We start from the raw sequence: 25,726 nt of genomic DNA, 5'->3' as shown, positions 1-25,726 counted from the left end.
ACATCAACCAGCCGTCACATGCGGTCGTGCGCCGACGGCTTCACCACGGCCACCACCATCGCGGCCACTACCGCGGCCACTGTCTCGGTGACGAGTACCTGCGCCGCGTCCTGCCAGGCCGCCGCCGAACCCAGCGTGCCGACCACCACGATCAGCACGGCAACGACCATCACGACATCGGACAGGTGACGCGGCACCGGAGCGCCGTCCCCGACACACAGCAGAGCCTTACTCATGCGTGAACTCCCTTGATGCACCTCGGACATGTGTGCCACTGCCGACGGGAGGTTTGGGGCCAGCCCGCCGCTGCACACATCCCAGATCCTGCCGGACCCGCCCCCCTCAACACCACCCGGAACCTAGAGTTCAAGGCATTGTCCCAACTGTGTCCAGAACAGGACTCCGATGCGTTCTCCCTGTTCAAAGGCCTCCTCCGGCTAGTCGGCACGAGGCAGAACAACGCTGTCCCGCCCGTGTCCAGGTTTCGAGTTGCTTCCTGCGGCCAGCCTGGGACACCCTGGTCGCAGGATCTGGGCACCTCGGACAACGCCGTGCACGGAACCCGGACCGCAGCGCATTTGGGGTGCGCCCGGTCAGCGGTGAGGCCGCGCGCCCAGCGCGCGGCCCGCCCGCACACCTCCGTGCAAAGCACCGTCTGAGCGCAACGGCGCCGCGTCTTCTCGAGCGCGGACGGCACACTGGGGATCATGACCCCGGTACAGATTTCCTTCGGCATCGGCGAACACAAAGACACCGCACGGCGTTGCTCCAGCGCGAGTGGCCCCTGACGGATCTGCCGTTCCCCGTGAACGAGCCGCAGCTCTGGACCATGATCTGCGTAGGCTCGAACGCCCTCGTCGGACTTGCCGTGGTGGCCAACGGATTCAGAGCCCCAGCGGTGTCAGCTCACGGCCCGCGTCCCTACCGCCCGCTACAGCCCGTCGACCTGCTCGACGAAGGTGCGTCGCCGACACGACGGCCGGTCACGAAAGAACCGCCGTCCTCGCAATCGGATGACCAACTGCTGTCTTCCAAGCTGGCGTTCGGCCAGTCCGCGCTCATACGCGGAGTGCGCGCCCTCCTCGACTGTGCCTGCAGCCCGGACATCGCGGCGGCGGACTGCAGGCACCGGCGCACCCCGTTCCCCTAACGGTGGATGAACCAGTACAAAACCGTGCCCGTGCCGGTGGCACCGCACGTGTACGCCGCGCCGGCTACGGCCGCCCAGAGCGCCTCGTGCAGCAGGCGGCGGGGCATGCGCGATGCGCGCTGCGGCCGGCCTCGGGTGCGGCCGGCCGCGCCCCCCTCGCAGCAGTGGGGCGCGCCGCAGCCGCACGGTCGGCCGGAGGCGGGGATGCACGGAGTCGTCGTGACCACGATGGGCTGAGGCTCGGGGATGCGCGCGAGCCGGTGGCCGCGGGGTGCTGGGAGCATGGAGGGATCTCCGCATCTGCTGAACTGACAGTGACAGGGAGATCCTGTTCGGCCCCGAAAAGGGCCAACAGCCCTTCAGACGGCGTGCATTGGAACGCTCTGGACACCAGTGGACACCGCCTCTGCGGCGTAACGTATGCTCATGAGGGTCACCGTGGCGACGCTGGCAAGGGCTCAGGGCCTGCGCGACGACTTCGACAGCCTGCAACGTCTGCGCCACGGCAGGGGCATCGCCAGCCCCGGTGATCTTTACTACCTGTCCGAGTTCGTCAAGCGCCGGGTGCTGTGTATCGAAGACGACACCGATAGCCAGCTCACCCAGGGGCTGGACAACCTCAAGAAGCTCATCGAGAGGGCACCGCCGCGTGAGCGGGAGCTGTTGAGGCTCAGTTTCAACATCGACGGCGCATTCGGTGACTTCAACTGGCTCGAACGAGTCGAAGACTTCGCGCTGGCGCACGAGTGGATCGGCAGTTCGCGCAACGTACGACACCAGGCCGACCTCGCGCTGTTGCAGCTGCTCATGCGGGCCCGCCCCGCTGCCGAGAGCGAGCCGGTGCCGCCGTCCGATTTCGACACGGTGATCGAACCGGCCCAGCCGAACGGACATGCACCGACCACGGCCGGTGGCGTGTTCATCGAAAACTACGTGCACAACAGCCCTCGGTTCGCGGCGTCCTGGAAACATGCCCGCACCGTCGACATGTGCGGCTTCGGCCACAACCGGATGGCTGTCACCTACTCCGACGAGATCGGCCGCATCCTCAGGTCGGGCGGCCAGGTCCGCGTCCTCATGCAGGATCCGGAGGGCCAAGCGGTCCTTGACGCAAACCGCCGCAGCTCCACGCCCAAGGCATCGGCCGAAGACGTCCGCCATCAACACCGCAGCGCCATCGCCACCCTGACATCGATCAGAGCAGCGGCAGCGGCCCCGGCCGACAGCCTGCAGCTGCGCGCCTACGACATCATGCCGCCCTTCACGGCGTACTTCTTCGACGCGGACGACGAGCGGGCGCACGTCTACATCTGGTTCTGGTCGTGGCGACAGCCATCGTCCTGGCGTCCGGGCTTCCTCGTGGCACGGGCGACCGACGCGTTGTGGTACGCACGCTTTCGAAGCCAATTCGAAGGGATGTGGACGAACGAGGAAACCCGCGAGATCGCTAACGGGAGGGGATCATGACAGACCTGGCCCGCTTCTTCGAAGCGACCGGCTACGCGAAACTCCCTGATCGTCTGCCTCCCGATCTGGTGAGCCGCATGCGCACGGTGATCGATGATCATTTCGCTCGCGGCGTCCCGCCCTACCGTGTCAACGACACAGGAACGCCCTGCCGACTCGATGATCTGCTGGAAAGAGACCCTGTCTTCCTGGAAGCGCTGCGCCACGAGTGCGTTGCAGCGGCGTTGCGGCAAGTCCTCGGGCCAGCTGTCGACGTGGTGCACGCCAGGCACAATCATGCAACGCTGAACGGCCCAGGTGACATTCCGTTCCGGCTGCACCGCGACATTCAGCAGTGGTCACAGCCACTCGTCGCCGTCTTCTTCTACCTCGAGCCGGCCACCATCGCCAACGGCTGCACCACGGTCGTTCCGGCATCCCACCGTCTGCCGTATGCCGGCCCCCAGTCCGGCGGCGGCGGGGGCAACTGGGCCGACGAACACGACCAGTACCAGCACTTGATCGGCCAGGAGCTGCCGGTCGAAATGCCCGCCGGTGGCATCCTGCTCCTCAACTGCCTGTGTTTCCACAGCGTGGGGCGCAACACCTCGGCATTCTCGCGGCGCAGTGTGGTCTTCGCCTGCCGTGGCTCCGACGAACTCAGCCAGGTCGACCACCCCGGGGCGACCCAGCTGTTCGGCAAGCGCCGCTTCCTCGCCAACCGCGTACTCCGCGTCTCCGGATCACTGCGGCAGGGACAGAGCTGACCTGATGCTGGCTCTGTTCGACTTCGATGACACGCTGGTCAGCCGCTCTGCCGCCATCCGGCGCTGGGCGCGGTTGCTCGCCCGCCGCGAAGGCATGCCCGAAGGCGCCGTTGAGGCCATCGTCGACGCCGACCAAAAGGGCACCAGGCCGCGGGACGAGTTCCTGGCAGTGGTGCGCACTCTCCCCGGGGTCCACATGACCGATGGTGAGATGCGCGAGTGGTACGCGGTCAGCTACCCCTCGTGCTACGGAACAGAACAGGAGTCGATTCAGGCCCTGACCCTGCTACGCGATGCCGGCTGGAAGATCGGCGTGGTGACCAACGGATCGAACACGAGGACGAGCCAGAAACTCGCCCGCTCGGGGCTGACGCCGTTGATCGACGCGCTGTGCGTGGCGGAGGACGTCGGCGTAGGCAAGCCGGATCGAAGGATCTTCGAAGAGGCGGCCCGCCGCTGCGGTGTTGAACTGGCCGGGTGGATGGTCGGTGATGCACCGGTTGAGGACATCTTCGGGGGAGCACAGGCCGGTCTGCGGACAGCATGGCTCCGCAGAGGCCGGAGTTGGAACGGCACGATGACTCACCCCGACATCGAGGTCGATTCCGCCCTCGAAGCCGCGATCACCATCGTGAACAGTCCTCAACGCATGGTCAGCGGTTAAAGCGTGGTGCAAAAGCCGTGACCGGGTAGGTGTGGGCTGAGCAGGGCCTGCACGTGCCGGACGCGGCCAGCGAGCCTGCCACGCCACGGTCACCGTTACAGGTCGCTCACATACCTGCTCACGGCGGTTCCAGGTCGCGGAGTGCTTGTAGTTCAGCGTCCCGCCGTTCTGCACAGGTGACAGTGCAGTTCGCTTGTGAGTCGAACGCACTGTTGCTGCGAGCCATGGAAGCCTTGAAGGCTTCCAGGAAGCTCTGTTCGACCGTTGTCGCGCGCGTGTAGGCAGCGGAAAGGATGTAGGGACTGCTGCAGGGTTGGGTGACCCTGATCTGGCTCGCTGAGGGGCGGGCTGGAAGGATGTCGCAATGCCCAAGCCGTATCCGAAGGAGTTCCGCGAGGACGTCGTGCGGGTCGCGCGCAACCGCGAGCCCGGCGTCACCCTGGAGCAAGTCGCCGCTGATTTCGGCGTCCACCCGGCCTCATTGACGAAGTGGATCCGACGCGCGGCGGCTGAGGAACGCGGCGAGCCGGGCCCGGCCGCCGGTCCTGGCTCCGCAAGGAGTGAGTTGGCTGAGCTGGCCGAGGCCCGCAAGCGGATCAGGCTGCTGGAGCAGGAGAACGAGGTACTGCGCCGGGCCGCGGCGTATCTGTCGCAGGCGAATCTGCCGGCAAAATGATGTACCCGCTCGTCCGCGAGCTGGCCGCCGCCGTCGCCCCTCGTCGTGTGCCGGTGGCGGTGACGTGCCGGGTGCTCGGGCTGGCCCGTCAGCCCTACTACCGGTGGCTGAGGTCCCCGGTCACCGACACCGAACTGACCGAGGCCTACCGGGCCAACGCCCTGTTCAACGCGCACCGCGACGACCCGGAGTTCGGCCACCGCTTCCTCGTCGACGAGGCCCGCGCCGCAGGCGAGGCGATGGCTGAGCGGACCGCCTGGCGGATCTGCCGGGACAACCGCTGGTGGAGCGTGTTCGGCAAGCGCAAGGGCCGCGGCAAGAACGCCAAGGCGGGGCCGCCGGTTCACAACGACCGGGTGCAGCGCGACTTCACCGCCCAGGCGCCGAACCGACTGTGGCTGACCGACATCACCGAGCACCCCACCGGCGAGGGCAAGCTGTATCTCTGTGCGGTCAAGGACGTGTTCTCGGGCCGCATCGTGGGCTACTCCATCGACGCAAGGATGAAGTCCCGCCTCGCGGTGACCGCGCTGGAGTCTGCCATCGCCCGCCGCGGCCAGGTCGCCGGATGCATCGTGCATTCGGATCGTGGATCGCAGTTCCGTTCACGGAAATTCGTCGCCGTTCTCACCCACCACGGCATGGCCGGCTCGATGGGAAAGGTCGGGGCAGCCGGCGACAACGCGGCGATGGAGAGCTTCTTCGCGCTGCTGCAGAAGAACGTCCTGGATCGCCAAGTCTGGTCCATTCGACAGGAGTTGCGGATCGCGATCGTGACCTGGATCGAGCGCAATTACCACCGCCGTCGACGCCAAAGACGCCTGGCCCGTTTGACCCCCATCGAGTACGAGACCATCATGACCCCACCCGCAGCCCTGGCTGCATAAATCCCGCTGTCACCTGATCACGCAGCAGTCCCTATGGCGGTAGACGAAGCTGCTGAGGGCGACGAAGTGAACCAGCCACCAGTCAGGCTGAGAGCGGAAGCACAGAAGAGGCGTCGGAAGTCGGCGTTGTCGCGCAGGAGCGCGACGAGACTTGCGTGAGGGCGGCGTCGAGCGAAGAGCACCAGTGACTCCAGCAGTGTGACGTCCCGAACGATGACCGGGACGAACGACCGGAATGACGTCGTTTGTGTCCCGCGGCCTACGGAGGGCCACGGAACGATCGCTGGTCAATCACAGAGGTGATGCATGACAGGCATCGTACGGGCCACGGCATCATCACATCTCCCGCGCTCCCGAAGGACAGCGAGCTGGAGGCGTCTCTGCGAGGGAAACACCTGCTTGCCGTCGTACGACGCCTACGTCGGCTGCGCTGGCCGTGCAATTGGCTGCTGTAGCGAGGCGCGCCACCCACGCGGTTACGTCCGGAGGCCATTCGGCGCATCGCCTGCACTCCTTCCCGGCGGTCCGCATCTTGGTCTCGCACCAGCCCCGCTGTGCCGTACCTCCTGAAGGTGAGGTGGCGCTCCCGCCATCGTTGACGTGCCTCCCTCATCAGTTCGGGATCCGCGAGCGGCACGTCGCCTACCTTCGGCAGAGCCCAGGCAGCGGCGAAGAGATCACGCACAGGAAACAGGTTTTCCCCTGGTGGGGGAGCAGATCCTGAGGGCGCGGTTTTGCGGATCCGGTAAGCCGCTTGCTTGCATGCGTTGCCGCAGTAGCGGCGAGGTCGGCCTGTCGCGGTCGGCTCCAGCATCGGCTTGCGGCAGTGTGCGCACCGAGGCACGCGGTCCTGTGCCTCCATTGCTGCGCGCATCATGAGCGAATGCCGTGGACCGTGCTCTGCTGCGTAATCTTCACGCAAGCCCTCTACCGCAGATGAGGTGCGCAGCTGCTGCAGAATGGTGCCCAGCACCATGTCGAGTCGCTGGTCGACTTCTCTCGTCGCGGTGATCGCCAGAGACAGCTGAGTACGGCTGGCCCCGCCCACGTAGGCGAGCAAGATCTCCCTGTCGCACGGATGCAGTTCGTTCAGCGCCCGATCCAGCCACCGTTCGTCCGCATGACGCGACGTCGGATCACGGAAGGTCGACGGCCGGCTCATCGCTGTTCTCCTTCCGAGGCCGAACCCGATGGAGCACCGGTCAACACCCCCTGGGCTTTGCGGCTCGGCAGCAGTGCAACCAGGGTGCGGCCCGTGACTTCCAGGGTCGAGACCAAGTCGGCCCCGTTCAGGCGCCGTACGACCATGACTGCGATGACACCGAAGACCACAATAGCCGCGATGACCGGCACGAGGGCTGCCAGCACGATCAGGGTGCTGGTATGGAGGAGCTGAGTAGGGAACACGATGAGAGCCTCCGGCCCTGAAAATGACGAAAGGCCCCCAGCGTGAAGCTGGGAGCCCGGATGAGTTGAGGAAAGCGAAAAGCCCGCCAGTAGGCGGGCTCGAAGCTTGACTAGGGCACAAGAATGCCCGACGTCAACCAATGTTACACATGATCAGGCAGGCATGAAACGTGCAGGTCAGATCGCCGGCCGGTGCTACTCGCCGCTTTCGTAACACAGCTCGATCGCCCAACTGTGCATCGTTGCACTGGTGGGGAAGCGGTGACACGACTACGGTGCTGCCCCCCCCTGTGCCAGCAGTCCGCGACGTCCTCTGTCGGCGCGTCCTTCCTCGGCTGCAGCGGCGGGGCCTGGACGTCGGCGCGCCTTGGGGCGTTGGAGATGAACGAGCCGAGCCCGAGCAGCTTCGCCGTCGACGTCCTCGCGGTGCTGACGACCCACGCGAAGGTGCCCCTCCCGGGTGTGGAACTGGCATGGTCGAAGGGACGGACCCGGCGCGCTCCATCGGGCGGATCTGGCGTCTCCACGAAGAGGATCTCGGGCAGCACTTTGATGAACCATGGCGTGAGCTCGGGGAGTGCAGTTGCCAGCGCGTCGGAGCGCAACCTGACGGTGGGGACCACCTCGAAGTGCATGGGCCGACTGGTGTAGAGGTCGATCATGTGACGGAGGACCTTCACGAACGACTGCCCCGCCGTCATCCACACCTCAGTGAGCTTGAGGGCGGAGGCCAGAGTCAGCCGAACCCGGTCAGTGCCGTTGATGGGGGCGCGCATGGGGACGGTGAAGCCGTAGCCAGCGGCATACGGCGCCTGGACGCCGATGCGCGGCAGTGAGTGGAAGATGGCGTCGGCGTCCTGGCCGCGCATGTCGAACTGGTACTGGACGATGTCCCATTGCGGCTACTCGCCGCGGGCGAGCCACATATGGGCGATCGCGTCGAGGAGGCTGCGCTGATCCTGCGTGAGCTCCACGTCGAAGAGCGATTCCAAGGAAACCTCGTGGTACGAAGCAGAGGTGGCGGGCGACCATGGTGGTGCGTCCGTGTCCGACAGACCGTCAGGGCGCGTTCATCCTACCGATTCCCTCCTTCGTCACCCTTGTGTAGATCCTTTATGCGAGCCTGCTTGTGTGAGAACGACCTCTGAAGCCGAGGGCTTCACCGAGTCGTCAGGGCGGGTAGTGGGGGATTGCTGTGGATTTGGTCTATGTCTCTGAGCGCAAAATCTACGGGCGGCTTGGTATCCGGCCTGTCTCCGTGCAGCAGGGTCTGCAGGCCTCGTTGAAGGTTCCGCCGTTGATCGAGGTGTCGGGAAGCCGGAGCTGGGATGAGGCGGCTGAGCCAATCGCCGGGCACGCGTTAGTGGAGAAGGCCCGGAGCAGCATCGAGCGGCGGTTCAGCCCGGTGCCGTTTACGACCCGAAACTTGCAGGTGAATCAGTGGGTCAGTTTCGATCTGGACATGGCTCAAGTAGCCGTTCACGAAGACAGTGGCACACCGCCCGAGGACGTTGCTTTGTTCGTCGGGCAGGTTCCTGCGGGGACGGCTGGCCAGCCGCGCGACCTGGGGCTCATGTTGTGCGGCTCGGTGCAGCATCTGCGTACGCAGGTGTGCGGGCGAGGCCGGATGGGCTCGGATACCACGTGGCTGCACGATCTGATTCTCGAGGTTGAGCGTCGTGAGGACCGCGGACTGAACGTGATTCCCGAGTTCCTCAATGATCTGATGCCCCATCGCCGCAGCGAAGTGCTCATCGAAGACGCCGCGTTCGGGGTGCACGGCTGGATTCAGCGAGAGCACCCGCCGTCTACTCGGGGACGTCTGCGAGGGCATGCCATTGTGTTGATGGACATTGATCGTCCGCGGTGGGTTCACCGGCTGGTGGTGGCGACCCCTTTGTATGTGGAGGCCGTGCACGAGCCGACGTCACAGGCGCGAAGGCGGATTCTTCCCAAGATGCGCAGGCGGGCTCGTACGCCCTGATGTTCATCAGCGTTCGTTGACAGTCGGCGAGGTGGGCATCAGGTCCGCGCGTGCCTGGCTCTTGATGCTCGCGATGAGGGACTGCAGTTCCTGCCACTGCTGCCAGCACCCCTGTTCGGGCCGGGATGATGCCGGGGCGTCGTCGGACTCGGTCGGCAGCATGGTCAGCCGTATGTGTGCGACGAACTGTGCGTAAGGACCCTGCAGCTCGCGAATCTTCCGCAGCACCTCCGGACTCCAGTAGAACGCGGCTGCGGCTGTGCTGGTTGGCGGTGAGACGACTTCCCAGGGTCGGACGCTGATGAGTGCTTCGGCTTTGTCCCGCATCGGCTGCTTGTCCGACACGGCCCCAAAGTAAATCTCGTCGAGGGTCTGGCCCAGGCGGTGAAGCCAGATACCGAGTGCTTCATAGCTGTCTTTCAGCTCCTCACGCGACCTCCTGTGCGCGTCGGTCTGCCGCTGAATATCTTGTTGGTGTTCGAAGAGCCGACGGCTGTTCTCGAAGTGCCGGTCTATCAGATCGATGTGGTGCGCTGTTCCGCGAGCTGCGACGATGTAGCCGAGACGGGTGCCGATCGCCAGGGCGAAGAACACGGTGATGAGGTTGGCTACAAAAGAAATGGAGTTATCTGTCACTCCGCCAGTGTCCACAGCACCTGCAGCGTGCGCAGGACAACAGCCAAGAGCAAGCGGCCGGGATGATCGCGGAGCGGATCGTGCCGAGAGAACCAGGCGGGTTCACGCCGCTCGCCACCTGCGGCCGGCAAGGAGGTCAGGTCTCACAACGCATGGCGCCGCGTCGATGCTGGGGCCGTGGTTGCGCTCACCGGCGAGGAATTCCCAGAGCCACTGCGGGCGCGGCGGCGCCGTTGCTGACAGGTCCTCAACGACGCAGTCATGGCCGAGTGAGCTCCTTCCCACAGGTGCCCGGACGCTGCGGAGCGCCTGGCCGATGTGTTGCTCGCCGCGGCCGGTAGTAGTCGGGCTGTGGCTTGTGGTCAGAGGAGGGGGTGGACCTTTCCTTGACGAAGGCGGCGGTATGGGCGAGGCCGTTGTCGGGCCATCCCATGGGTTACGGCCCATGACGAGAGATTGAGTGGCTCCTTGCCGTGGATGAGCGGGCTGCCCCTGCTGCACTTGGGGAGCAGGTGTTAGCTCGGGGGTGAGGCGTGTTCGGCTGCGTCGAGGAGGAGGTGCCAGGGGTACTCCTTGGGTTTGCCTTGGCCTGGCTGGTTGGGGATGAAGCCGTCCTTGCCGTACAGGACCCCAACGCCCATCGCGCGAAGCTCGGCGACGCTGCGTTCGAACCCGTGATGCTGTACGTATGCAGCGTTGACGCAGGGCATGGTCACGGTCGGAATGTTCTTGCCGATGGCTTCGGCGGCGACGCCCACCACGAAGTCGTGGGTGAGGCCGAGCGCCCATGAGTTGATCGTGTTGAAGGTGGCCGGCGCGACCGCGATCACGTCCGCTGTCGGCCACACGTCCGGTTCGCCGGGCAGCTTGTACTCGCTGCGCACGGGATGCCCGGTCAAGCGCTCCAGCTCGGCGAGTTGCGGGGCCAGCCAGCGTGCGGCGGTGGGGGTGAGACCGAGGCACACGTCGAAGCCGCGCTCGTGCGCGTTGTGGATCACCTGCGCGACGTCGAAGACGGGAGGGGCGGCGCTGCCGAACAGGTAGAGCACACGAGTCGTCGTCATGGCTCTATACGACCACATGCAACGGTGCCCGCCCGGAGGGGAGTCGGGCGCGGGTAGTGTTCCCAGTGGGTGCTTTGAACGGAGAGCAGAATGCCCACACCGGACGAGAACCACACGGGCGCACGGATCAGGGAGCAGCGCAGGCTGGCCCGGCTCACGCAGCGGCAGTTCGCTGCCCGGTTGCCCTACTCCTACAGCTACCTCACCCAGGTGGAGTGCGGTGCGCGCCCGGCGACGGCCGACTTTGTGGCGGCGTGTGCGAAGACGCTCAACATTGACGTGACCGTGCTGACCGGCCAGCCGTACGTGACGCAGCTCCAGCGGGACCGGCTGGCCGAACTCGTGCGGCCGATCCGTGAAGCTCTCGACCTGTATGACCTCGGCCCGAACCCGGACGTGACTGCACGGCCGGCCGGCCAGCTCGTCGCCGGTGCGGACCAACTGTGCGCACAGGTCCGTGCCGCGCACTTGCGGACGGCTGCCCGCGCTCTTCCGGGCATCATTGCCGAGCTGACGCACACGGCGTGGTCGACGCCTTCGACCGCGTTGTGGCAGGCCCTTGCCTCGTGCTACCGCACCGCGCACGACATCAGTGTGAAGCTCGGCTACTACGACCTGTCGGCTGTTGCCCTGGACCGGATGGATTGGGCGGCGCAACGGGCCTCCGACCCCTGCCTGGCCGCGGTGCGCCAGTACATGCGGGCCCTGGTCTACTTCCGCGAGGGCGAGTACCGGATCGGCCAGAGGCTGATCGCTTCTGGCCAGAGCGTGGTGGGCCAGGACGGCACGACCCGCGAGGCGTTGGCCGTCACAGGACAGCTGCACCTGGGTGCCTCAGTGATCTCCGCACGTGCTGAAGACGCCGCCGCCGTCCAGGTCCACATCGGCGAGGCGCGCCGCATCGCGGGAAAGCTCGGTGACGCCGGCGAGATCCACTGGCTCAGCTTCGGCCCGACCAACGTGGACCTGCACGAGATGTCCGCGGCCGTGGAGATGCACGCCTACGACGACGCCCTCACCAAAGCCCACAAGATCGGAAAGAAGCTGCCGCCGCAGCTGGCTACTTCCCGGCGAGCTCATTTCCTGATCGACCAGGCACGCACCCAGATGGAGACGGGACACGCCGACGGCGCGCTGATGTCGCTGCTTGAAGCCCGTCGCGTTGCTCCGGAGCAGACCCGCTATCACCCGGCGGCGAGGGAGACTATCACCGGCCTGGTGCACCTGTCCCGCCGGACCCCGGACAGCCTCAACCACATGGCTGCCTGGATCGGCCTGTAAAGCGCTCTCGCATCTCTCACAAAACAGTGAGAGTTCTGCCCCTCGCACCGCGCCACGCTGTTCTCATTCCTGGTCAACGATCAGGCGGTGTGAGCACGGTGACACCTGCTCAGACTCTCAATGCAGCGTCGGCCCGTGCTTCCACCGAGGCCGTGATGGGGTGCGCCCCGACAGCCGCGCAAGCGGCTTGGGGGACTGGCCTATCTGAGTGGGTGTTCTGCGAGTCGTCGTGTCTGGTTGTCCGGTTTGAGGGGTTGCGGTTGACGGCTTCTGCGGTGTGCTGGAGACGTGGCTGAGCGGCAGCCGTACCCGAGTGATCTGTCGGATGAGGCATGGGAGTTGATCCGGCCGGTCATCACGGCCTGGAAGGGACAGCACCGCTCGGTCAGCGGTCATCAGGGCCGATACGAGATGCGGGAGATCGTGAACGCGATCCTGTATCAGGCCCGGGTCGGCTGCCAGTGGCGTTACCTGCCGCACGACTTCCCGCCGTACACCGCGGTGTACTACTACTTCGGGCTGTGGCGCGATGACGGCACCGACCAGACCATCCACGATCTGCTGCGCTGGCAGGTCCGCGAGTCGAAGGGCCGGCGCGAGGACCCGTCCGCGGTCGTCATGGACTCCCAGACCGTGCACGCCTCGGTCAACGCCCCCAAGGAGACGACCGGGCTGGACCCGGGCAAGAAGAGCCGGGGCCGCAAGCGGGGCATCGCCACCGATGTACTCGGTCTGCTCATCGCCGTGATCGTGGTCGCCGCGAGCGTGCACGACAACGCCGTCGGAATCACGCTGCTGGACAAGGTGGCCGCCGACAACCCCGGCGTGGTGAAGAGCTGGGTCGATGCCGGGTTCAAGAACGCCGTCATCGAGCACGGCAGGTCGCTGGGCATCGACGTCGAGGTGGTATCGCGTGACCCGCAGGCGAAGGGGTTCGCCCCGTCACCGAAGCGGTGGATCGTCGAGCAGACCTTCGGCACACTCATGCTGCACCGCCGCCTGGCCCGCGACTACGAGACCCTGCCCGCCAGTTCCGCGTCCTGGATCCGCTGGTCGATGACCGACGTCATGACCCACCGGCTCACCGCCACGACCACTCCCACCTGGCGGGACCGCCGCCGACCCGCTTCCCCCGGACCGGCATGAACGAGTGAGCGTGAGCATGCAGGAGTTCCTGGAACAGCTCGAGATCCGCGAGGCGGCCGGCCGTGACCTCGCGGACAGACTCCGCACTCAGATCGCCGAGCTCACCACCCAACTCGCGGCCGCCGAAAAGGCGTTGGAGAGACTGAGGATCACCCGGGAGACGATTCTGGAGATCGCACCAGACCTTCCCGGCGGCCTCGCTCCGCTGCCCTCGGCCTACCGTCAGATCCTCGCCCTCTTCGAAGACACCGCAGACGGACTGCGCCCCAAGGACGTCTGCATCGCCCTGGACACCGGCACCGAACCCCGGCATGTCGAAGGCGTCCGCGCGAAACTGAAACGCCTGGTCAGCCGCGGCATTCTCACCGAGCCGGAGCCCGGCCTCTTCCGGCTACCGCAACCAACGCCATCCCCGGACTGAGACCCCACGAAAGCTCACAGAACACCCACTTAGACCGTGTCCTACGTGGTGAGGCGGACGTTGATTCGTTCATGGGGCGGGGTACATGGAGTTGGATTGTTCCGGACGGGCTGTGGGAGATCGCAAAGCCACTGATCCCTCCGTCACGGGTGCGGCCGCAGGGCGGCGGAACGCAGGACACGCCTGACGAGACACTGTTCGCGGCCATCATCTACGTCCTGGTCAGCGGCTGCGCCTGGCGCCAACTGCCGCCCTGCTTCGGCATATCGAAGTCGACCGCCCACCGCCGGTTCCTGATCTGGTCGAGAGCCGGCGTCTGGGGCCGCCTGCACGAAGCCGTACTGCACCGCCTCGACGACGCCGGCCTCATCGACGTCACCCGCGTCGTCCTCGACACGGCCCACGTCAGGGCTAAAAAGGGGGCGAACACACAGGTCCGAGCCCCGTGGACCGAGGCAAACCGGGTTCCAAGATGCACGTCCTGTCGGACGCGAACGGACTGCCCCTTCTCGTCGGCATCTCAGTCGGCAACACCCACGACAGCGAAGGGCTGAAGCCCATGATCGAGGGTCACCAAACGAGACACGACCCCTGCAACGGCCGGTACTTCAAGCCCCAGCGTCTACACGCAGACAAAGCTTACGACCGTGCCGACCTGCGCAGATGGCTCCGATGGAAACGCATAGGCGTGCGCATCGCCCGCAAAGGCATCGAGTCCAGCGAACGATTAGGGCGGCGCAGGTGGGTGATCGAGCGCACCATGTCGTGGCTGTCCGGCTACCGCAGACTCAGCCCCCGCTACGAGCGAAATCCCCGTAACTACCTGGCCTTCCTCGGGCTCGCCGCAGCCATCTGCTGCTACAAGCGGCTCGTCCGCCTCACCACGTAGGACACGGTCTTACTCGTATCGCACGGCAGGACGTCTAGGACCGGCTTCGTCACGGACGGGGGCAGCGGCTGTGACGGCAGCGACGGCGAGGACGGCTTCTTCGGCGGACCAGCATGCTGACGCGCTGAGAACCATCTTTGAATCTTTGATCGATCGCTGCCCCAAAGGCGGTGACTTTGGCGAGGGCGCGTCGTTGCGGTGACGTCGGCGACCAGGTCGCGGTGCGGGAGCTTCAGGAGCCGCGTGAGGGTGAAGGCGAAGCCGATCGGCGTACGGGCGAGGGCCTGGTACCAGGCTGCCGCGATGAGCATGCGGGCCAGGACCTCCTCTTCGTCTTGGCCGCGATCGACCGGCAGCTCCCGGTTGTCGAGGTCCAGGCGCCGCACCGTCTCGGTGAGGCGCACCGCGAGCTCGGTGCCGACCGTTCGCATCCGCAGACCCGCCCCGCGGCCGCCGATCCCGTGGTGACCTTGATGTCGATCCCGCCATCCCCGCCGCGCCCGTTGACGACCTCGACCGCCGCGGTGGCGTCGCAGCCTGCTGGTAGGGCTCGGGGGCTGCCTCGCGGGTGATCACCGGCACGATGACGGCGGGGGCGTACCTCCCGCCGGCTGCCGGGGAGGTGCCGTGACTGCGTCCGCGTTCGGCTACGCGTAGCGCATCTGTTGGGCCATGTAGTTGAAGGATTTCTCGACGCGGGTGACTGCCTGGTCGAGCCGTTGGCGGCTGCCGTCGAGGAGGCCTTCGCGGAGTACGGGGATGTTGTCGCCGTACTGGTCGATCTGCTTCTTCAGCCAGGCGGCGGGGGCGGGGTCGAAGGTGCCGAGGTAGCCGGTCGGGCTGATGTGCGGCAGGCTGAAGGCCAGATCGGCATCGTCCTCGACGAGCACGCGCAAATACTCGAAGCGTTCCCACGCCTCGCCGTAGGCGGTCTCGCTGAGGGCGAGGTGCTGGGTGAAGACGGGGCGCAGCTGGTCGTGAACGCGCTTGGAGGAGCCGTTGACGTTGAGGGTCTCCCACGGGCTCAGGAGGGCGGCCGCGGCGTAGGTCTTCCCGTTGATCCGCTGCTCGACTCGGGGCTCGGTGAGAACGTGGGCGAGAGTGTCCCAGCGCTCGTTGGCCAGTGCGGCGATACCCGCCGCGTAGATCATCATGGTGGCGGGGGCCCTGACGAGTTTCATCAGGCCGAGGTCGCCGCCGGGATCGTGGAGTGCGCCGAGCTGTTCGATGTCGCGCAGCCACCAGCGGTCGGTCGTGTTGTTCCCCCAGTAGGCGGTGACGGCGACCAGGGTGAGCAGGAGTTCCATCTCGGTTTCCAGGGTGTTGAGCCGTCGGCCGTGCTCGGCATCGGTCTCGGCGCGGTTCCCGACGTTCCACGGGCCGGTGGTGCGCAGGGGGAGGGCGGCGATGCGGTCGATCTCGCGGCGGAGGGTGTCGTGCAGGGTGATGCCCTGGCTGAAGCCGTCCAGGGCGCGCTTGGCGGCGGCCACGGCGATGTCGATGCTCGCGGGGTGCCGGCGCTTGGTGTCGGTGACCGCGTCGGCTGCGTCGGCGGTCCGGGTGAAGAAGGTGTCGGCGTCGGCCTGGACGTAGGTGAAGGCGCGGTGGGTGAGAAGTTTCTGGGCGGTCTCCGACAGCGGCCTGGGGTCGGTCCAGTAGGAGGCGAAGTAGCGGGTGGTGCTTCGGGCGATGGCGTTGCGCAGGGCGGGGTCCCAGGTGCTGGACCAGCCGGAGATGATCAGCCCGTAGTCGGTGAAGACGCGGTCGAGCAGGCGGTCGATGTCCTCGGCGTAGCGGTCGAGTTCCTCGGGGGTGTTGAGCATGCTCGTCGGGGTGAGGTAGTCGCCGTGGACATGGACGACGAGGCACCTGATGGTGTGCAGCGGGGCGAGGCCGGCGGCGTCGGCCGCGTCGGCGACGACGACGGGCTCGATGTTGACCTCACGCAGCGCGGTCTCAACAAGCCGGTCGAAGTTCGTCGTCAGCACGATGCGGACGTGTCCCGCGGCAACCAGACGGGCGATCTCGCGGTGCGCGGCGGTGGGCTGTTTGAGGCCGTCCTCCCGCTCCTGCTCGTCGGGCTCGAAGTAGGAGCGCAGCAGCGCCTGCCGCTCGAACGGGGTGCTCGTGAGCGCCGCCAGGAGATCGTCGTAGGTAGCCGAGTGGCTGAAGCGCTCCTGGTACCAGGCGTGGGGGTCCCCGATCCCGGTGGAGCCCTCGGTGGCCGCCAGGCGCGCGATGAGATCCTCTTGGACGTCCCACGCCGACGGCATGCCCGCAGCGATCGAGGCGCCGGCCCCGAGCAGGACCGCGTACGCGCCGGGGGTGTCGCGCATGGTGAACGCGAGCTTGACGTAGGGCTCCACAACTGGCCTCCGGGTGCGACGGCATGACCGGGTGTCGGTCGCACGGGGCGGCCTCTCCGCATCCAATCTTACCGTCAGTTTGACGAGAATGGGAATCGGAGAGAAAGGGACCTTCTGGATCGTCGGACGCTGTGGAGTCAGTAGCCGCCGATGAGCCGGACATCCCGGCCAATACCCGCACTACGATGCGCGGATGAGCGAGCTGGTGTCGGCCACGTGCACGCTGCTCGCGCGGTACGGCATGGCCGCCGCCACCGTCGACATGAACCCGGCACTCCCGTCCTCCCGGCTCTCCGTCGTACGGTTCCACGGGCGCAGCGAGTCCTGGAGGCCCGGGAACAAGGAGGAGCGGTTCCGGTACTCGTACGACCGGGACGAGCTCACCGAATGGTGCTGCCACGGCTGCACGCCCTCGCCGAGCGGGCCGAGCGCGTCCACGTCCTGTTCGACAACTGCTGTGGGGACGCTGCCGTACGCGCCGCCGAGACCATGACCCGGCTGCTCCCCGGCAGGCCGGCGAGTGCCACTACAAGGGTCAGAGACAACGACGAACTCCCTTGACCGCTCCGGTCACGTCCGGTCCAGCGCCGAGAAGATGGCGAGGCACAGGGTGAGGCTGGCGGCGAACGCGATGCCGCAGCGGGACAGGGCCGACGGCACGGCGGCTCCCTCCCAGCGGGCGAGGGCGAAGGCGATCGCCGCAGCGACGACGGAGAAGAGGACGGCCACCGCCAGCGCGAGGAGCAGGAACGCCGGGAGGGTGTGTTTCATGAAGGCACCGCCTGGGTCGTGTGGTGTCGATGACGAATTACGACGATCCCTGCGCGGAATCGCAGGTGGGGCGGTTGGATGATTCTCCGGTAACAACAGAGGGTTGTCCGGCGAACAAACCATGGGGGAGAACGAGTGGCCGGCGAGAGGAAGCGAGCGGGGCGCCCGTGGGGACCGGCCCGGGGCTCGTGCGTCGAGATCAATCAGCTGGTCGCGGTGGTGCGCTCCTGGCTCGATGAATCAGCGGTGTCTGTACGGGAGCTGCACGCACGGCTCACTCCCGAGCACTTCATCGCCGGCGCCGTGCCCGAGTTACGCCGGTTGCGCGACCGGCTGTCCGGTGAGTCGCTGGCGTGGGATCTCGTCGAGGCCGTGGCCGACGTGTGTTTTCCCCACGAACAGGCCGGCCTCTCCCGGCAGCGCCTCGAGGAGGCGAGGATGCTGTGGGATCGGGCGGGCACGAACCCCACAGCGATCACGGAGGCGCAGGAGCTGGTGCCTGCCCGGGAGTTGCTGGAGGCCAAGGACCGCATCATCGAGGTTCTCCAGGAGATGCAGCGCGCCCGGCAGGCCTACGAGGCTGGCGAGCACGGGCGGCAACAGGCCCTGTCAATCGCCACGTTGCTGTTCGTCATGCTCGGACAGGCCCAGGCGAAGGTCGCCGAATTGAGGCGTCGGCTTGACGCGCTGGAGTCGGTGGCGGTCCACCTCCCTGGCGGTCAAGGGGTGGTGGAGCTTCTCTTCCGAGCGCAACGGCAGGAGACGGAACTAAGTGAACAGCTGATTCGCGCCGAGCGGGAGCGGGATATCGCCCAGCAGGTCGCCGACCACGCGGCACGCCGTATCGATGAACTGGAGGCCGAACTAGCCCAGTTGCGGCACCGAATGGGGGAGGACGGGCCATCCCGGACGCAGGAGCCAGCCCCGCTGCTGTCCCGGCCCGATCTGCACGCACTCAGCCCGGACGACGCTGCGCTCAACGACGTGGACCGTGCGCTGGAGAAGGCGCGCGCCGTCCTCGACCAGGAGCACGAAGCCGTTCAGCAGGCCGCCGACGAGGTGGGTTACTGGTCGTCCTCAAGTCCCCCTGCTTCTCCGGCGCAAGCCAGCGTCTTAGCGCCCGGACACATTCGGCAGAACCCAGGGGGACAACCCTTCGGGTCGTCCGGAACAACCCCGAACAACCCGCCGACCAGCCAGGACACAACCTTCCCCGCGCTCGAATCCCCACGGCCTCCGGCCGCCGACCCCCAGGGCGACATCTCCGAGGCCGCCCGGCGGATCACCTGGGGAAGGGACCCGGAGGACATCGTGACGCGGCTGCGCCGGGCCGCCGTCCCCACCGTCGCTGACGCGGTCATGGTCTACCTGCGGGACCCGCTCCCGGTGGACGACGAAGAACACGCGGGCCCGCTGGTGCTCCGGCTGCAACAAGTGCAGCCGCTCCATGCCGGAGGGGGTGCCGCGCAGTGCGAGGTACGCCCCGACAGCGCGCTCTTCGAAGTACTGAACGGGGCACTGCCGGTCACCACCGACTCGCCGGTCGGTGACACCGCACTGCTGGAACTGCTCGGCGAGGGGCATAAGGCACCTGGCGGAGGCCACACCGTTCTTGTGCCCCTGCACGGTCGCAGGCGGATCATCGGCACGGCGGTCCTCCTGCGGCACCCCACCGAGCAGCCCTTCCAGGACGCCGATCTGTCGGTTGCTGCCGAGTTCGCCACCGGCAGCGCGCTCGCCATCGACAAGATTCACAGTCTGCGGGCCGCGGTCCAGGGTCTCCATCTCGCCCACAATCTCGCGGACACCCTGAAGGTCGTCGCCCACGGAGTTGTGGCCGGTCTCGGGTACGAGCTGGCATCCGTCAACCTCGTCCGCCCGGACGGCGATCTCGTGGTCGCCTCTTTCGCGGGCAACCCCGCCGCCGAGGCACAGATCACTGGCCGGGTCGGCTCCCGTGACTCCTGGGAGCGCCGGCTGAGCATGGGTGAGAACTGGGGAGACCTGGTCTTCATCCCGCACACCGAGGGCTGGGTCCTCGACGACGACGACGTACCGCAGTGGTACACCGACGGCCCCGTACCCCGCTTCGAGGACGAGTGGCACCCCTCCGACCGCCTCTTCGCGCCGATGTACACCCGGAGCGCTCCCGGCGCCGCCCACCGTGAGCTGCTCGGTGTGATTTCCGTGGACCAACCCCTCACCCGCCGTCGTCCCCGGCCGGACGAGCGCCGGGATTTGGAGGAGTACGCCTTCCAGGCCGCCATCGCGATCAGCAACGCGCGGCTACGCTCGAATATGCAGCGGGCACTGGTCAGGCTCGAAAGGGAGCAGCAGGCGCTGCGGGCCAGCGAGGAATCCTTCCGGCAGGCCTTCGAGTACGGGCCCAACGGTATGGCCATCGCCGAGATGGACGGCGGCCGCCACGGCAGCATCCTCCGGACGAACGACGCACTGTGCCGCATGCTCGGCCGCCCCGCCTCTGCCATGCGCCGCTATTCGTTCTCTGATTTCGTCCACCCCGAGGACATGGCCATCCTGCTCCGCACCAGCGCCGAGGGCGGGCGCGCGGAACTACGCCTCGGGCGCCGCGACGGGACGTATCTGTGGGTCTCGCTGCGCAACAGCGTGGTCGCGGACGCCGCCGATGGCCCCCGCTTCTTGCTCATTCACGTCGAGGAGATAGAGGACCGCAAGCGCCGCGAGCTCCGGCTCGCCCACCGCGCCTCCCACGACTCCCTCACCGGCCTGCCGAACTCCGCCGAGTTGCACGCCCGTATTGACGCCAGGCTCTGCGCATACCGGGGCCACGGGTCCGACACTGCTGCGGAGCGGGTCGACGACCCCCACCTCCGCCACGCCGACCAGGCCGCGTCCCCCCACATCCACGTATTGGCCCCTGTGGGCGACGACAACACCCATGGCCTGGCCGTGGTGTTCCTCGCCCTCCGCGACTTCAAGGCGATCAACACCCGCTTCGGGCACGACGCGGGGGACAGAGTCCTCGTCGAGGTCGCCCGGCGGCTCAGTAAGGCCGTACGCGACGGCGACACGGTCGCCCGGTATGGCGGTGACGAGTTCGTCGTCCTCGCCGACGGCTTCGGTCCCGCCGATGCGCACAGCGCCGCGGTGTGGATGCAGTCCCAGATCCACCTGCCGATCCCCCTGGGCAACCAGACCGTGCAGATGCGCGCAGGTGTCGGTATCGCATGGGCCCAGTGCGGGACCGCTCCAAGTGACATCCTGCGGGCGGCCCGCGGGTTCGCGTCGTGAGCGTAGACCTTCAAGGACCGGTGCGCTGGACGGAAACGGCGTTGTGCGGCGGGCTGAGTCTTGTAGTTCTGCGGTCGAACTTCGGTGGCCGGCTGCCACACGAGCCGCGTTTCTTGAGGACGGGATGGTGCGGCGGATCCCGCGCGCCCCGCTCCTCGGTACGCGATCGTGGCACGGCAACGGCGGAGTGAAGCGGTGAGCGGCAGTTGCGGCCCAGGGCGGTGGGGATGGCGTATATCGCCGTGCTGTTGGAGTGAACTGGGACGACGGTGCCGTTCCCCGGGCGCCGGGACCTCAGTTGGGCGTGTGGTCAACAGGAAGCCGAAGTCTACGGCCGTTCATGAGTGCAACGCGCACGGGGTGGTGCCGAAACCGATGGTGTTCCGGGACAAGCCAGCCGTGATCGGGGGCCGGATGTACCCGCCCACTGCACGGATGCGCGTGGAGGACGAGGACACCGTCTTTGATCTGATCGCGTCGCTGTATGCCGTGGTCCATGAGGAGGTCACCGGGCCGTGTGCCGACATCCTGACGGTGATCTGTCATGCGTGGCTGCAGCAGAGCCCCGTCGGATTCCCGTTGCTGGAGGACGTACCGGCCAGTTTCTCTGCTCTGCGGGAGCGGGCCGCCCGTCTCTTTGCGAACGGCGTGTACGAGCGGGACGAGCACGGCGGATACGTCGCCGCGCACAGCCATCATGCCCATGGAGGTCCCGGTCCCGGTCCTGGGCATCGGCATGATCACGCGCCTCGTTCCGCGACGGTGCCACCGGTATTCCGCGGTCTGGCTTACCAGCCCGCCGCGGAGCAGGCGACCATCTGGTGAGCGCACCGATGGCGCGCCAGTGAGAGTTCCCGCATCATCTCTGTCACTCGATCGCGTCCGGGCGGCCGTGCGCTGCTCGGATCCGGGCTACGAAGGGTCCGGCTGACACTCGGGCGGAGTGCCAGCCGTCCAGCTGCCGGTCCAGCGATCCGCGCGTCCTGGAACGCAGCGGCGCCTTGGTACACGACGGGCGCAACTGGAACACCTGCCGCTGACCCGCTAGAGGGCCGTCCCGAACCGCGGCACCTCGCCGGGCTCCATGTCGGTGCGGATACGTGTGAGCCGTGTCGGGTGGCGCCAGCGCCCGGCGCTGTCCCGGGCAACGTCCACGGCGACTTCGGCGATGACCTCGGGCACGACCAGGAGCACCGACAAGTGCTCCCGGGAGCCCCACTCGGCGGATTCTCTGTCAAGTTCAGCATGTTGGCGCGCAATGGCCCACCCGTCAGCTCAACCGATGACCGGGCTGCAGCGTTCGACGGAACCCGGTCTCTCGCCGAGCGGCCGAAGACGCGTACGAGCACGCGTGGGAAATGAGGGCGCCTTACGAGCACTACAAGCCAGGCGGCAGCCTGCTCGGGGTCAGTCGTGGTCGGGCACAGCGACCACGGCGCCGCCAGGGCGTGCTCGCGGAACAGTTCCTCCAGCGCGATCAGACGCTCAGCGAGCGGACGGCTGGTCAGATCCCGTCCGTGCAGACGCAGGACATCGAACGCCACCAGGTGCGCCGGCCACTTCTCCGCCGCCCGGGCCGCACCCGCGCCGCGGCGGTGCATGCGCTGCTGGAGACGCTCGAACGCCAGCCGACCCGCCTCCCACACCACCAGTTCGCAGTCGACGGCCGTGTCGACGGGCAGCTGCTCCACCGCGTGCGCGATCTCCGGGAACGGGGCGGCCAGGTCCCGGCCGTTACGGCTCCGTACGGCGATATGGCCGTCGGCCCACCGCCCCGCGAGGGCGCGATAGCCATCCCACTTGACCTGTGCCGCGCACCCGGAAGGCAAAGCCGGATCGTTGACCGGTACGGCGCGCATCGGTTCGGCCAGAGACCAGTCGGGCGTAGGCGAGGACATGGTCAACGACTTCCACCGTCATGAGCATCTTTGGCACAGGCCCCCCGGACGGCTGCACAGATGGCGTGGAGGGCGCTGCCCGCTTCGTCGGATTCGGCAAATCGGCGCGCCATGTCCGCAGTGCAGGTTGAATGCCGCGCATGGACCTTGTTGAGGGCAGCCTCGCGGCTGCTGCCGCGCTCTTCACGGGCTGGGCTGCGTACAGCGCCATGGACGCCGCGAAGACAGCTAAGAAGGCTGCCGAGTCGTCAGACCACAACGGGCAGACGGCGAATCGGACGGCCGAACTGGCTGCTCAGACTGCCGAGTCGGTGGCCCAGATCGAGCGGGACCGCTGGCACCGCGAACTGACCCCCCGCCTCCGAGTACGCGTTGACCTTTCCGAGCCCAATCACGTGCTCGTTCTGCGATTCGAGGGACCAGGGGAGCTGGGACGCCTTCAGGTCCGCCTGAGCATCCGCGACGACCGCGACCACTCCGATGACCCGGTCCTTGGCGCGGACCCCGAGGAACAGCGAGCCGAGCGCGCCGCAGTGATCTGGGGCCCGCTGAGGTTCCGTCAAGGGGTCGACCGGGCCGACGCAGGAGAGCGAACCGCTGGGCCTTTCCACCTGGAGGCTCACGACGAGCGGAAGGTCACTGTCCAACCCAGCATGCGGCCGCGCTGGTACGAGGGCGCGTCCGGCGAGTTGCGATGGGAAGCCGACTACCGCTACCAGCGTCCCCTGCGGTTGTGGGCCGACTGCGAAGCTGAAGGGCATAAGCCGTGGCGCCTGCCCTTCGAAGTGTCCACCACGAGCGGCGCGTGGGCTGTGCCCTACGCCGACACGGCCTGAGCACGTGCGGGCTGGGGACGTGTCGCTGGTCGCAGAGGGGCGTTCTGCCAGACGGGACGTACTACCAGATTTCCCGTCCCGCCGCGGTCTAGCAGCCTGGTCGGCCGCCCCGTGAGCCCATCCCCAGCGAGACCGCGGCTCTTGAAGCGACTGCCGCCGCCGACCTGCGGGCGGCGAACTGGCTTCGTTCCTGCCTGGCCCGGCGACCGGGAACTGGATCACAGGAGATCTGGCCGACGCTGTCGAGGAGGCCACGAGCAGCCTGGACCCGGCGGACTGCGATGAGCCCGACCGATGGGGAGAGGCCGGCGTCCCGGAAGTTCTGGCGATCACAGGCTGCGTGCTCGGCATCCCGAAGATCGTCGCCAGCGATCCCGTCGCCGCTGTCCAGAAGGAGCTGGCGGCAATGTACGTAATTCTCGACAGCGCGCATCTGCCTCAGGTTGGGCCAGGAGCTGTATAGGTGATGCCGATGTCCCCGGCGGACGTCGCGGCCAGGGCCACCACCTTCCAGATCGCCTCGGGAACATCGTCCCGGGGCCCGTCCCAGGAGTCATTGAGGAGATCCACGGTCAACCCCACGTTCTTGCCGTCCGGTCCCGTCGCTGAAAACTTGACCTCCTGCGCTGCCCACGGGTTGTCGTGGACGCCGACGAACTGCACCACGGCGCGGTACGGCTCGAAGTCCTCTCCGTCCCGGATGAGGGTGAGGCTGCCCGGCCGGAGATCCAGGCCGACGTGGACATGGGTGTCTTCCTGCACGACGGCGGGTTCGCCGGTGGCGCTCAGTTCCACACTGCTCTCCAAAGGTGGGGTGAGGTGTGCGTTCGGCGGCTCAGCATGGCAGTTGGTTGTCTGTCGGGAGAGGGTGCCTCAGCAACCGGTCCGTTCCCGTACACCCGCGGTGTGCTGCCCTTCAGGATTCGCGGATGCTCGGGAACGATTGCATGGGAGGCGAAGGATGCCCAGGGCCGGGCAAGAGCCCCATCACTGGCGGTTGCGCACGCCGATCTGCACGCCGCCCAGAGCCGTTACTGCCGTGCCGATGGCGCCGACGGTGGCTGCGGCCTCGGTGTTGTGGGTCAGGGACAGGACCACGATCCCGATGATGGAGACGAGTCCGGTCAGGGCGGTCAGCCGCGTGAGCCATGCGGAGCTGGGCGGCGGGGTCTCGCCTGGGGTACGTTCGTGAAGCGTCATCCGGTTGGTCTCCTAACAGCGGACAAGCCGTTGACGACACGAGAGGGAGATCCCCGCGTGGCCAGGCCCGCCAAAGCACGGACCGCGCAGGGGTCTCCCTTCGTCATGCCTCCGAAGGGGTTTTCGGTAGCGACAACCGTACTGGTGGGGACTTACACCGGACACGACCTGTATTCGGGCTAATCGGACTATCGCGACGCCCGGAAACGTGGATTTCGGCGTTCAGGTAGCGTGTTGCTCAACCTCTTGCCTACGTCCGGCGCTTTTCCAAAAACCGCTGGTCAGGGGCATTTGGGCCTGTCGCAGAGGAGCAGGACCGTGTGCTCCGAATCACACTTCGTGAGTCCATGCGGCGTGTCGCTGTAGCCGTCGGCCTCGCAGTCGTGGTCGCGTTCATCTGCGGCGAAGAAGTCGACCAGCATGCAGTTCACGTACGCGTGGACCTCGTATTCCTTGTTGAAGACAGGTCGTCGTCCTTGAGGTAAGCGCCGTCGGTCATCCGGATCTTGTCCTGCTCCTTCTCCATGGGCAGCAGGTTGCCGTCCCCGATGACGAACATCGTCGAAAGCGGTACTGAACACGTGCCCATCGGCGCAACAGACAACGGCGCACTGATGGTGGAAACAGCGCCCGTCCCCGGCTCTCGGGGGTAGGCGCTGCGTTCTACGGCTCATCGCCCCCCCCGGGGGGGGGCTTGACCGGCCTAGTGGTTGACCTTCTTCAGGCAGGTCTGGGGGACCTGTCCGCCTCGGACGATCTGCCACAGGTGTCCGTCGCGGCCGCACTTGTGGTAGGCGGGTCCGCTCTCGGTTCTGGCGATGGCGGTGACGCAGGAGGTCACGCGGTCGCCCTCCGCTCGCCGGGCGCCGTACGGCCACCGTCTTGCCCGTGACCTCCCACTGCGTGGTGCACGGTGCGGCGGTCGTCTTCTGCGGGGGTGCGGCGGCGGCCTGTGGAGCAACGG

26 protein-coding genes and 2 pseudogenes are annotated in these 25,726 nt (G+C 67.1%); 13 read left to right on the top strand and 15 right to left on the bottom strand.

Translation table 11 applies throughout. The annotated features are described in order from the left end of the window. Positions 1 to 14: 14 nt before the first annotated feature. Both EJC51_RS00460 and EJC51_RS00455 read right to left on the bottom strand, forming a co-directional pair. A complete protein-coding gene (locus EJC51_RS00460; protein WP_126269159.1) occupies positions 15 to 236 on the bottom strand; it encodes a hypothetical protein in 222 nt (73 codons plus the stop codon). A gap of 910 nt (positions 237 to 1,146) precedes the next feature. Further along, the gene (locus EJC51_RS00455) at positions 1,147 to 1,434 is read right to left on the bottom strand and encodes a hypothetical protein (protein ID WP_126269158.1); all 288 of its coding nucleotides are present in this window, start codon (positions 1,432 to 1,434) and stop codon (positions 1,147 to 1,149) included. A gap of 142 nt (positions 1,435 to 1,576) precedes the next feature. Here EJC51_RS00455 and EJC51_RS00450 point away from each other — a divergent pair, with 142 nt between their 5' ends. The 4 genes from EJC51_RS00450 to EJC51_RS00435 all read left to right on the top strand — a co-directional run bounded on the left by EJC51_RS00450 (position 1,577) and on the right by EJC51_RS00435 (position 5,590). Next, entirely contained in the window at positions 1,577 to 2,617 is a 1,041-nt protein-coding gene (locus EJC51_RS00450) for a DUF5919 domain-containing protein (RefSeq protein WP_126269157.1), read from the top strand. Continuing rightward, positions 2,614 to 3,363: a phytanoyl-CoA dioxygenase family protein gene (locus tag EJC51_RS00445; RefSeq protein WP_126269156.1), complete on the top strand. Its 750-nt coding sequence runs from the start codon at positions 2,614 to 2,616 to the stop codon at positions 3,361 to 3,363. Before EJC51_RS00450 ends, EJC51_RS00445 begins: the two co-directional genes overlap by 4 nt. Positions 3,364 to 3,367: 4 nt before the next feature. Next, a complete protein-coding gene (locus EJC51_RS00440; RefSeq protein ID WP_126269155.1) occupies positions 3,368 to 4,027 on the top strand; it encodes an HAD family hydrolase in 660 nt (219 codons plus the stop codon). Between the two features lie 364 nt (positions 4,028 to 4,391). Continuing rightward, a protein-coding gene (locus tag EJC51_RS00435) for an IS3 family transposase (RefSeq protein ID WP_126269154.1) occupies positions 4,392 to 5,590 on the top strand; the annotation gives its coding sequence in 2 pieces (ribosomal slippage) (positions 4,392 to 4,694 and positions 4,697 to 5,590; 1,197 coding nt in all). 1,158 nt (positions 5,591 to 6,748) lie between these two features. On the opposite strand, the gene EJC51_RS00430 is transcribed toward EJC51_RS00435, so the two are convergent. Continuing rightward, positions 6,749 to 6,997 carry a hypothetical protein gene (locus EJC51_RS00430; RefSeq protein WP_126269153.1) on the bottom strand — a complete coding sequence of 83 codons (249 nt, stop codon included), beginning with the start codon at positions 6,995 to 6,997 and terminating at the stop codon, positions 6,749 to 6,751. Between the two features lie 143 nt (positions 6,998 to 7,140). Then, positions 7,141 to 7,866 carry a hypothetical protein gene (locus tag EJC51_RS00425; protein ID WP_126269152.1) on the bottom strand — a complete coding sequence of 242 codons (726 nt, stop codon included), beginning with the start codon at positions 7,864 to 7,866 and terminating at the stop codon, positions 7,141 to 7,143. 326 nt (positions 7,867 to 8,192) lie between these two features. On the opposite strand from EJC51_RS00425, the gene EJC51_RS00420 reads away from it, so the two are divergent. Beyond that, the gene (locus EJC51_RS00420; RefSeq protein ID WP_126269151.1) at positions 8,193 to 8,981 is read left to right on the top strand and encodes an SAVMC3_10250 family protein; all 789 of its coding nucleotides are present in this window, start codon (positions 8,193 to 8,195) and stop codon (positions 8,979 to 8,981) included. 6 nt (positions 8,982 to 8,987) lie between these two features. Here EJC51_RS00420 and EJC51_RS00415 read toward each other — a convergent pair whose 3' ends face one another. Both EJC51_RS00415 and EJC51_RS00410 read right to left on the bottom strand, forming a co-directional pair. Beyond that, positions 8,988 to 9,617 (bottom strand): hypothetical protein, encoded by a 630-nt coding sequence (locus EJC51_RS00415; protein WP_126269150.1) that lies wholly within the window; start codon positions 9,615 to 9,617, stop codon positions 8,988 to 8,990. A 515-nt stretch (positions 9,618 to 10,132) separates the two neighbouring features. Then, positions 10,133 to 10,681, bottom strand: coding sequence for a flavoprotein (locus EJC51_RS00410; protein WP_126269149.1), 549 nt, complete (start codon positions 10,679 to 10,681; stop codon positions 10,133 to 10,135). A gap of 90 nt (positions 10,682 to 10,771) precedes the next feature. Here EJC51_RS00410 and EJC51_RS00405 point away from each other — a divergent pair, with 90 nt between their 5' ends. From EJC51_RS00405 to EJC51_RS00390, 4 genes are all read left to right on the top strand, one after another. Next, positions 10,772 to 11,962, top strand: coding sequence for a helix-turn-helix domain-containing protein (locus EJC51_RS00405; protein WP_126269148.1), 1,191 nt, complete (start codon positions 10,772 to 10,774; stop codon positions 11,960 to 11,962). Between the two features lie 288 nt (positions 11,963 to 12,250). After that, a complete protein-coding gene (locus EJC51_RS00400) occupies positions 12,251 to 13,108 on the top strand; it encodes an IS5 family transposase (protein ID WP_126269134.1) in 858 nt (285 codons plus the stop codon). 16 nt (positions 13,109 to 13,124) lie between these two features. After that, positions 13,125 to 13,529 carry a hypothetical protein gene (locus EJC51_RS00395; protein ID WP_126276729.1) on the top strand — a complete coding sequence of 135 codons (405 nt, stop codon included), beginning with the start codon at positions 13,125 to 13,127 and terminating at the stop codon, positions 13,527 to 13,529. A gap of 71 nt (positions 13,530 to 13,600) precedes the next feature. Continuing rightward, positions 13,601 to 14,418, top strand: a protein-coding gene (locus EJC51_RS00390) for an IS5 family transposase (RefSeq protein WP_126269147.1) whose coding sequence is annotated in 2 segments (ribosomal slippage) — positions 13,601 to 13,943 and positions 13,943 to 14,418 — 819 coding nt in all. Because the reading frame shifts where the segments join, the coding sequence is not laid out codon by codon here. On the opposite strand, the gene EJC51_RS48395 is transcribed toward EJC51_RS00390, so the two are convergent. Together EJC51_RS48395 and EJC51_RS00380 are read right to left on the bottom strand one after the other, a co-directional pair. Beyond that, on the bottom strand, positions 14,388 to 14,849 hold the full coding sequence (locus tag EJC51_RS48395; protein WP_244362286.1) for a hypothetical protein: 462 nt from the start codon (positions 14,847 to 14,849) through the stop codon (positions 14,388 to 14,390). The genes EJC51_RS00390 and EJC51_RS48395 overlap by 31 nt on opposite strands. 216 nt (positions 14,850 to 15,065) lie before the next feature. Beyond that, entirely contained in the window at positions 15,066 to 16,784 is a 1,719-nt protein-coding gene (locus EJC51_RS00380) for an SIR2 family protein (protein WP_126269146.1), read from the bottom strand. A gap of 211 nt (positions 16,785 to 16,995) precedes the next feature. On the opposite strand from EJC51_RS00380, the pseudogene EJC51_RS00375 reads away from it, so the two are divergent. Then, positions 16,996 to 17,345, top strand: a pseudogene (locus EJC51_RS00375) (DUF72 domain-containing protein); the annotation flags it as partial. A 9-nt stretch (positions 17,346 to 17,354) separates the two neighbouring features. On the opposite strand, the gene EJC51_RS00370 reads toward EJC51_RS00375, so the two are convergent. Next, a complete protein-coding gene (locus tag EJC51_RS00370) occupies positions 17,355 to 17,555 on the bottom strand; it encodes a hypothetical protein (RefSeq protein WP_126269145.1) in 201 nt (66 codons plus the stop codon). 1,740 nt (positions 17,556 to 19,295) lie between these two features. On the opposite strand from EJC51_RS00370, the gene cdgB reads away from it, so the two are divergent. Both cdgB and EJC51_RS00360 read left to right on the top strand, forming a co-directional pair. Beyond that, positions 19,296 to 20,828: a diguanylate cyclase CdgB gene (gene cdgB, locus EJC51_RS00365; protein ID WP_244363331.1), complete on the top strand. Its 1,533-nt coding sequence runs from the start codon at positions 19,296 to 19,298 to the stop codon at positions 20,826 to 20,828. Positions 20,829 to 21,269: 441 nt separating this feature from the next. After that, the gene (locus EJC51_RS00360; protein WP_126269144.1) at positions 21,270 to 21,653 is read left to right on the top strand and encodes a hypothetical protein; all 384 of its coding nucleotides are present in this window, start codon (positions 21,270 to 21,272) and stop codon (positions 21,651 to 21,653) included. A 219-nt stretch (positions 21,654 to 21,872) separates the two neighbouring features. Here the strand turns inward: EJC51_RS00360 and EJC51_RS47555 are convergent, their stop codons facing one another. Together EJC51_RS47555 and EJC51_RS00355 are read right to left on the bottom strand one after the other, a co-directional pair. Beyond that, positions 21,873 to 22,022: an ATP-dependent DNA ligase gene (locus tag EJC51_RS47555; RefSeq protein ID WP_166682771.1), complete on the bottom strand. Its 150-nt coding sequence runs from the start codon at positions 22,020 to 22,022 to the stop codon at positions 21,873 to 21,875. Positions 22,023 to 22,270: 248 nt separating this feature from the next. Further along, positions 22,271 to 22,687: pseudogene (locus EJC51_RS00355) on the bottom strand (ATP-dependent DNA ligase); the annotation flags it as partial. A gap of 179 nt (positions 22,688 to 22,866) precedes the next feature. Here EJC51_RS00355 and EJC51_RS00350 point away from each other — a divergent pair. Further along, positions 22,867 to 23,562, top strand: a complete 696-nt coding sequence (locus EJC51_RS00350; protein ID WP_126269143.1) for a hypothetical protein — start codon at positions 22,867 to 22,869, stop codon at positions 23,560 to 23,562. Positions 23,563 to 24,000: 438 nt separating this feature from the next. On the opposite strand, the gene EJC51_RS00345 is transcribed toward EJC51_RS00350, so the two are convergent. The 4 genes from EJC51_RS00345 to EJC51_RS48390 all read right to left on the bottom strand — a co-directional run bounded on the left by EJC51_RS00345 (position 24,001) and on the right by EJC51_RS48390 (position 25,603). Next, entirely contained in the window at positions 24,001 to 24,357 is a 357-nt protein-coding gene (locus tag EJC51_RS00345; RefSeq protein WP_126269142.1) for a hypothetical protein, read from the bottom strand. A 192-nt stretch (positions 24,358 to 24,549) separates the two neighbouring features. Further along, positions 24,550 to 24,762 (bottom strand): hypothetical protein, encoded by a 213-nt coding sequence (locus EJC51_RS00340; protein ID WP_126269141.1) that lies wholly within the window; start codon positions 24,760 to 24,762, stop codon positions 24,550 to 24,552. A gap of 427 nt (positions 24,763 to 25,189) precedes the next feature. Then, the gene (locus tag EJC51_RS49115; RefSeq protein ID WP_279631326.1) at positions 25,190 to 25,321 is read right to left on the bottom strand and encodes a hypothetical protein; all 132 of its coding nucleotides are present in this window, start codon (positions 25,319 to 25,321) and stop codon (positions 25,190 to 25,192) included. 144 nt (positions 25,322 to 25,465) lie between these two features. Beyond that, entirely contained in the window at positions 25,466 to 25,603 is a 138-nt protein-coding gene (locus EJC51_RS48390) for a hypothetical protein (RefSeq protein ID WP_244362283.1), read from the bottom strand. Positions 25,604 to 25,726: the final 123 nt, after the last annotated feature.

It is taken from the genome of Streptomyces aquilus, assembly GCF_003955715.1.
GTDB lineage: Bacteria > Actinomycetota > Actinomycetes > Streptomycetales > Streptomycetaceae > Streptomyces > Streptomyces aquilus.
The sequence above is the reverse complement of the archived record's forward strand: the minus strand, read 5'-3'. Positions and strand labels throughout refer to the sequence as shown.

Coding starts and splice junctions, on each gene's coding strand:
- EJC51_RS00395 (WP_126276729.1), top strand. CDS start 13,125: ATGCAGGAGTTCCTGGAACAGCTCGAGATCCGCGAGGCGGCCGGCCGT.
- EJC51_RS00410 (WP_126269149.1), bottom strand. CDS start 10,681: ATGACGACGACTCGTGTGCTCTACCTGTTCGGCAGCGCCGCCCCTCCC.
- EJC51_RS00455 (WP_126269158.1), bottom strand. CDS start 1,434: ATGCTCCCAGCACCCCGCGGCCACCGGCTCGCGCGCATCCCCGAGCCT.
- EJC51_RS00405 (WP_126269148.1), top strand. CDS start 10,772: ATGCCCACACCGGACGAGAACCACACGGGCGCACGGATCAGGGAGCAG.
- EJC51_RS00450 (WP_126269157.1), top strand. CDS start 1,577: ATGAGGGTCACCGTGGCGACGCTGGCAAGGGCTCAGGGCCTGCGCGAC.
- EJC51_RS00460 (WP_126269159.1), bottom strand. CDS start 236: ATGAGTAAGGCTCTGCTGTGTGTCGGGGACGGCGCTCCGGTGCCGCGT.
- EJC51_RS00340 (WP_126269141.1), bottom strand. CDS start 24,762: ATGACGCTTCACGAACGTACCCCAGGCGAGACCCCGCCGCCCAGCTCC.
- EJC51_RS00350 (WP_126269143.1), top strand. CDS start 22,867: ATGGACCTTGTTGAGGGCAGCCTCGCGGCTGCTGCCGCGCTCTTCACG.
- EJC51_RS00440 (WP_126269155.1), top strand. CDS start 3,368: ATGCTGGCTCTGTTCGACTTCGATGACACGCTGGTCAGCCGCTCTGCC.
- EJC51_RS48395 (WP_244362286.1), bottom strand. CDS start 14,849: ATGCGAACGGTCGGCACCGAGCTCGCGGTGCGCCTCACCGAGACGGTG.
- EJC51_RS00425 (WP_126269152.1), bottom strand. CDS start 7,866: ATGCGCGGCCAGGACGCCGACGCCATCTTCCACTCACTGCCGCGCATC.
- EJC51_RS49115 (WP_279631326.1), bottom strand. CDS start 25,321: ATGTTCGTCATCGGGGACGGCAACCTGCTGCCCATGGAGAAGGAGCAG.
- EJC51_RS00445 (WP_126269156.1), top strand. CDS start 2,614: ATGACAGACCTGGCCCGCTTCTTCGAAGCGACCGGCTACGCGAAACTC.
- EJC51_RS00370 (WP_126269145.1), bottom strand. CDS start 17,555: ATGAAACACACCCTCCCGGCGTTCCTGCTCCTCGCGCTGGCGGTGGCC.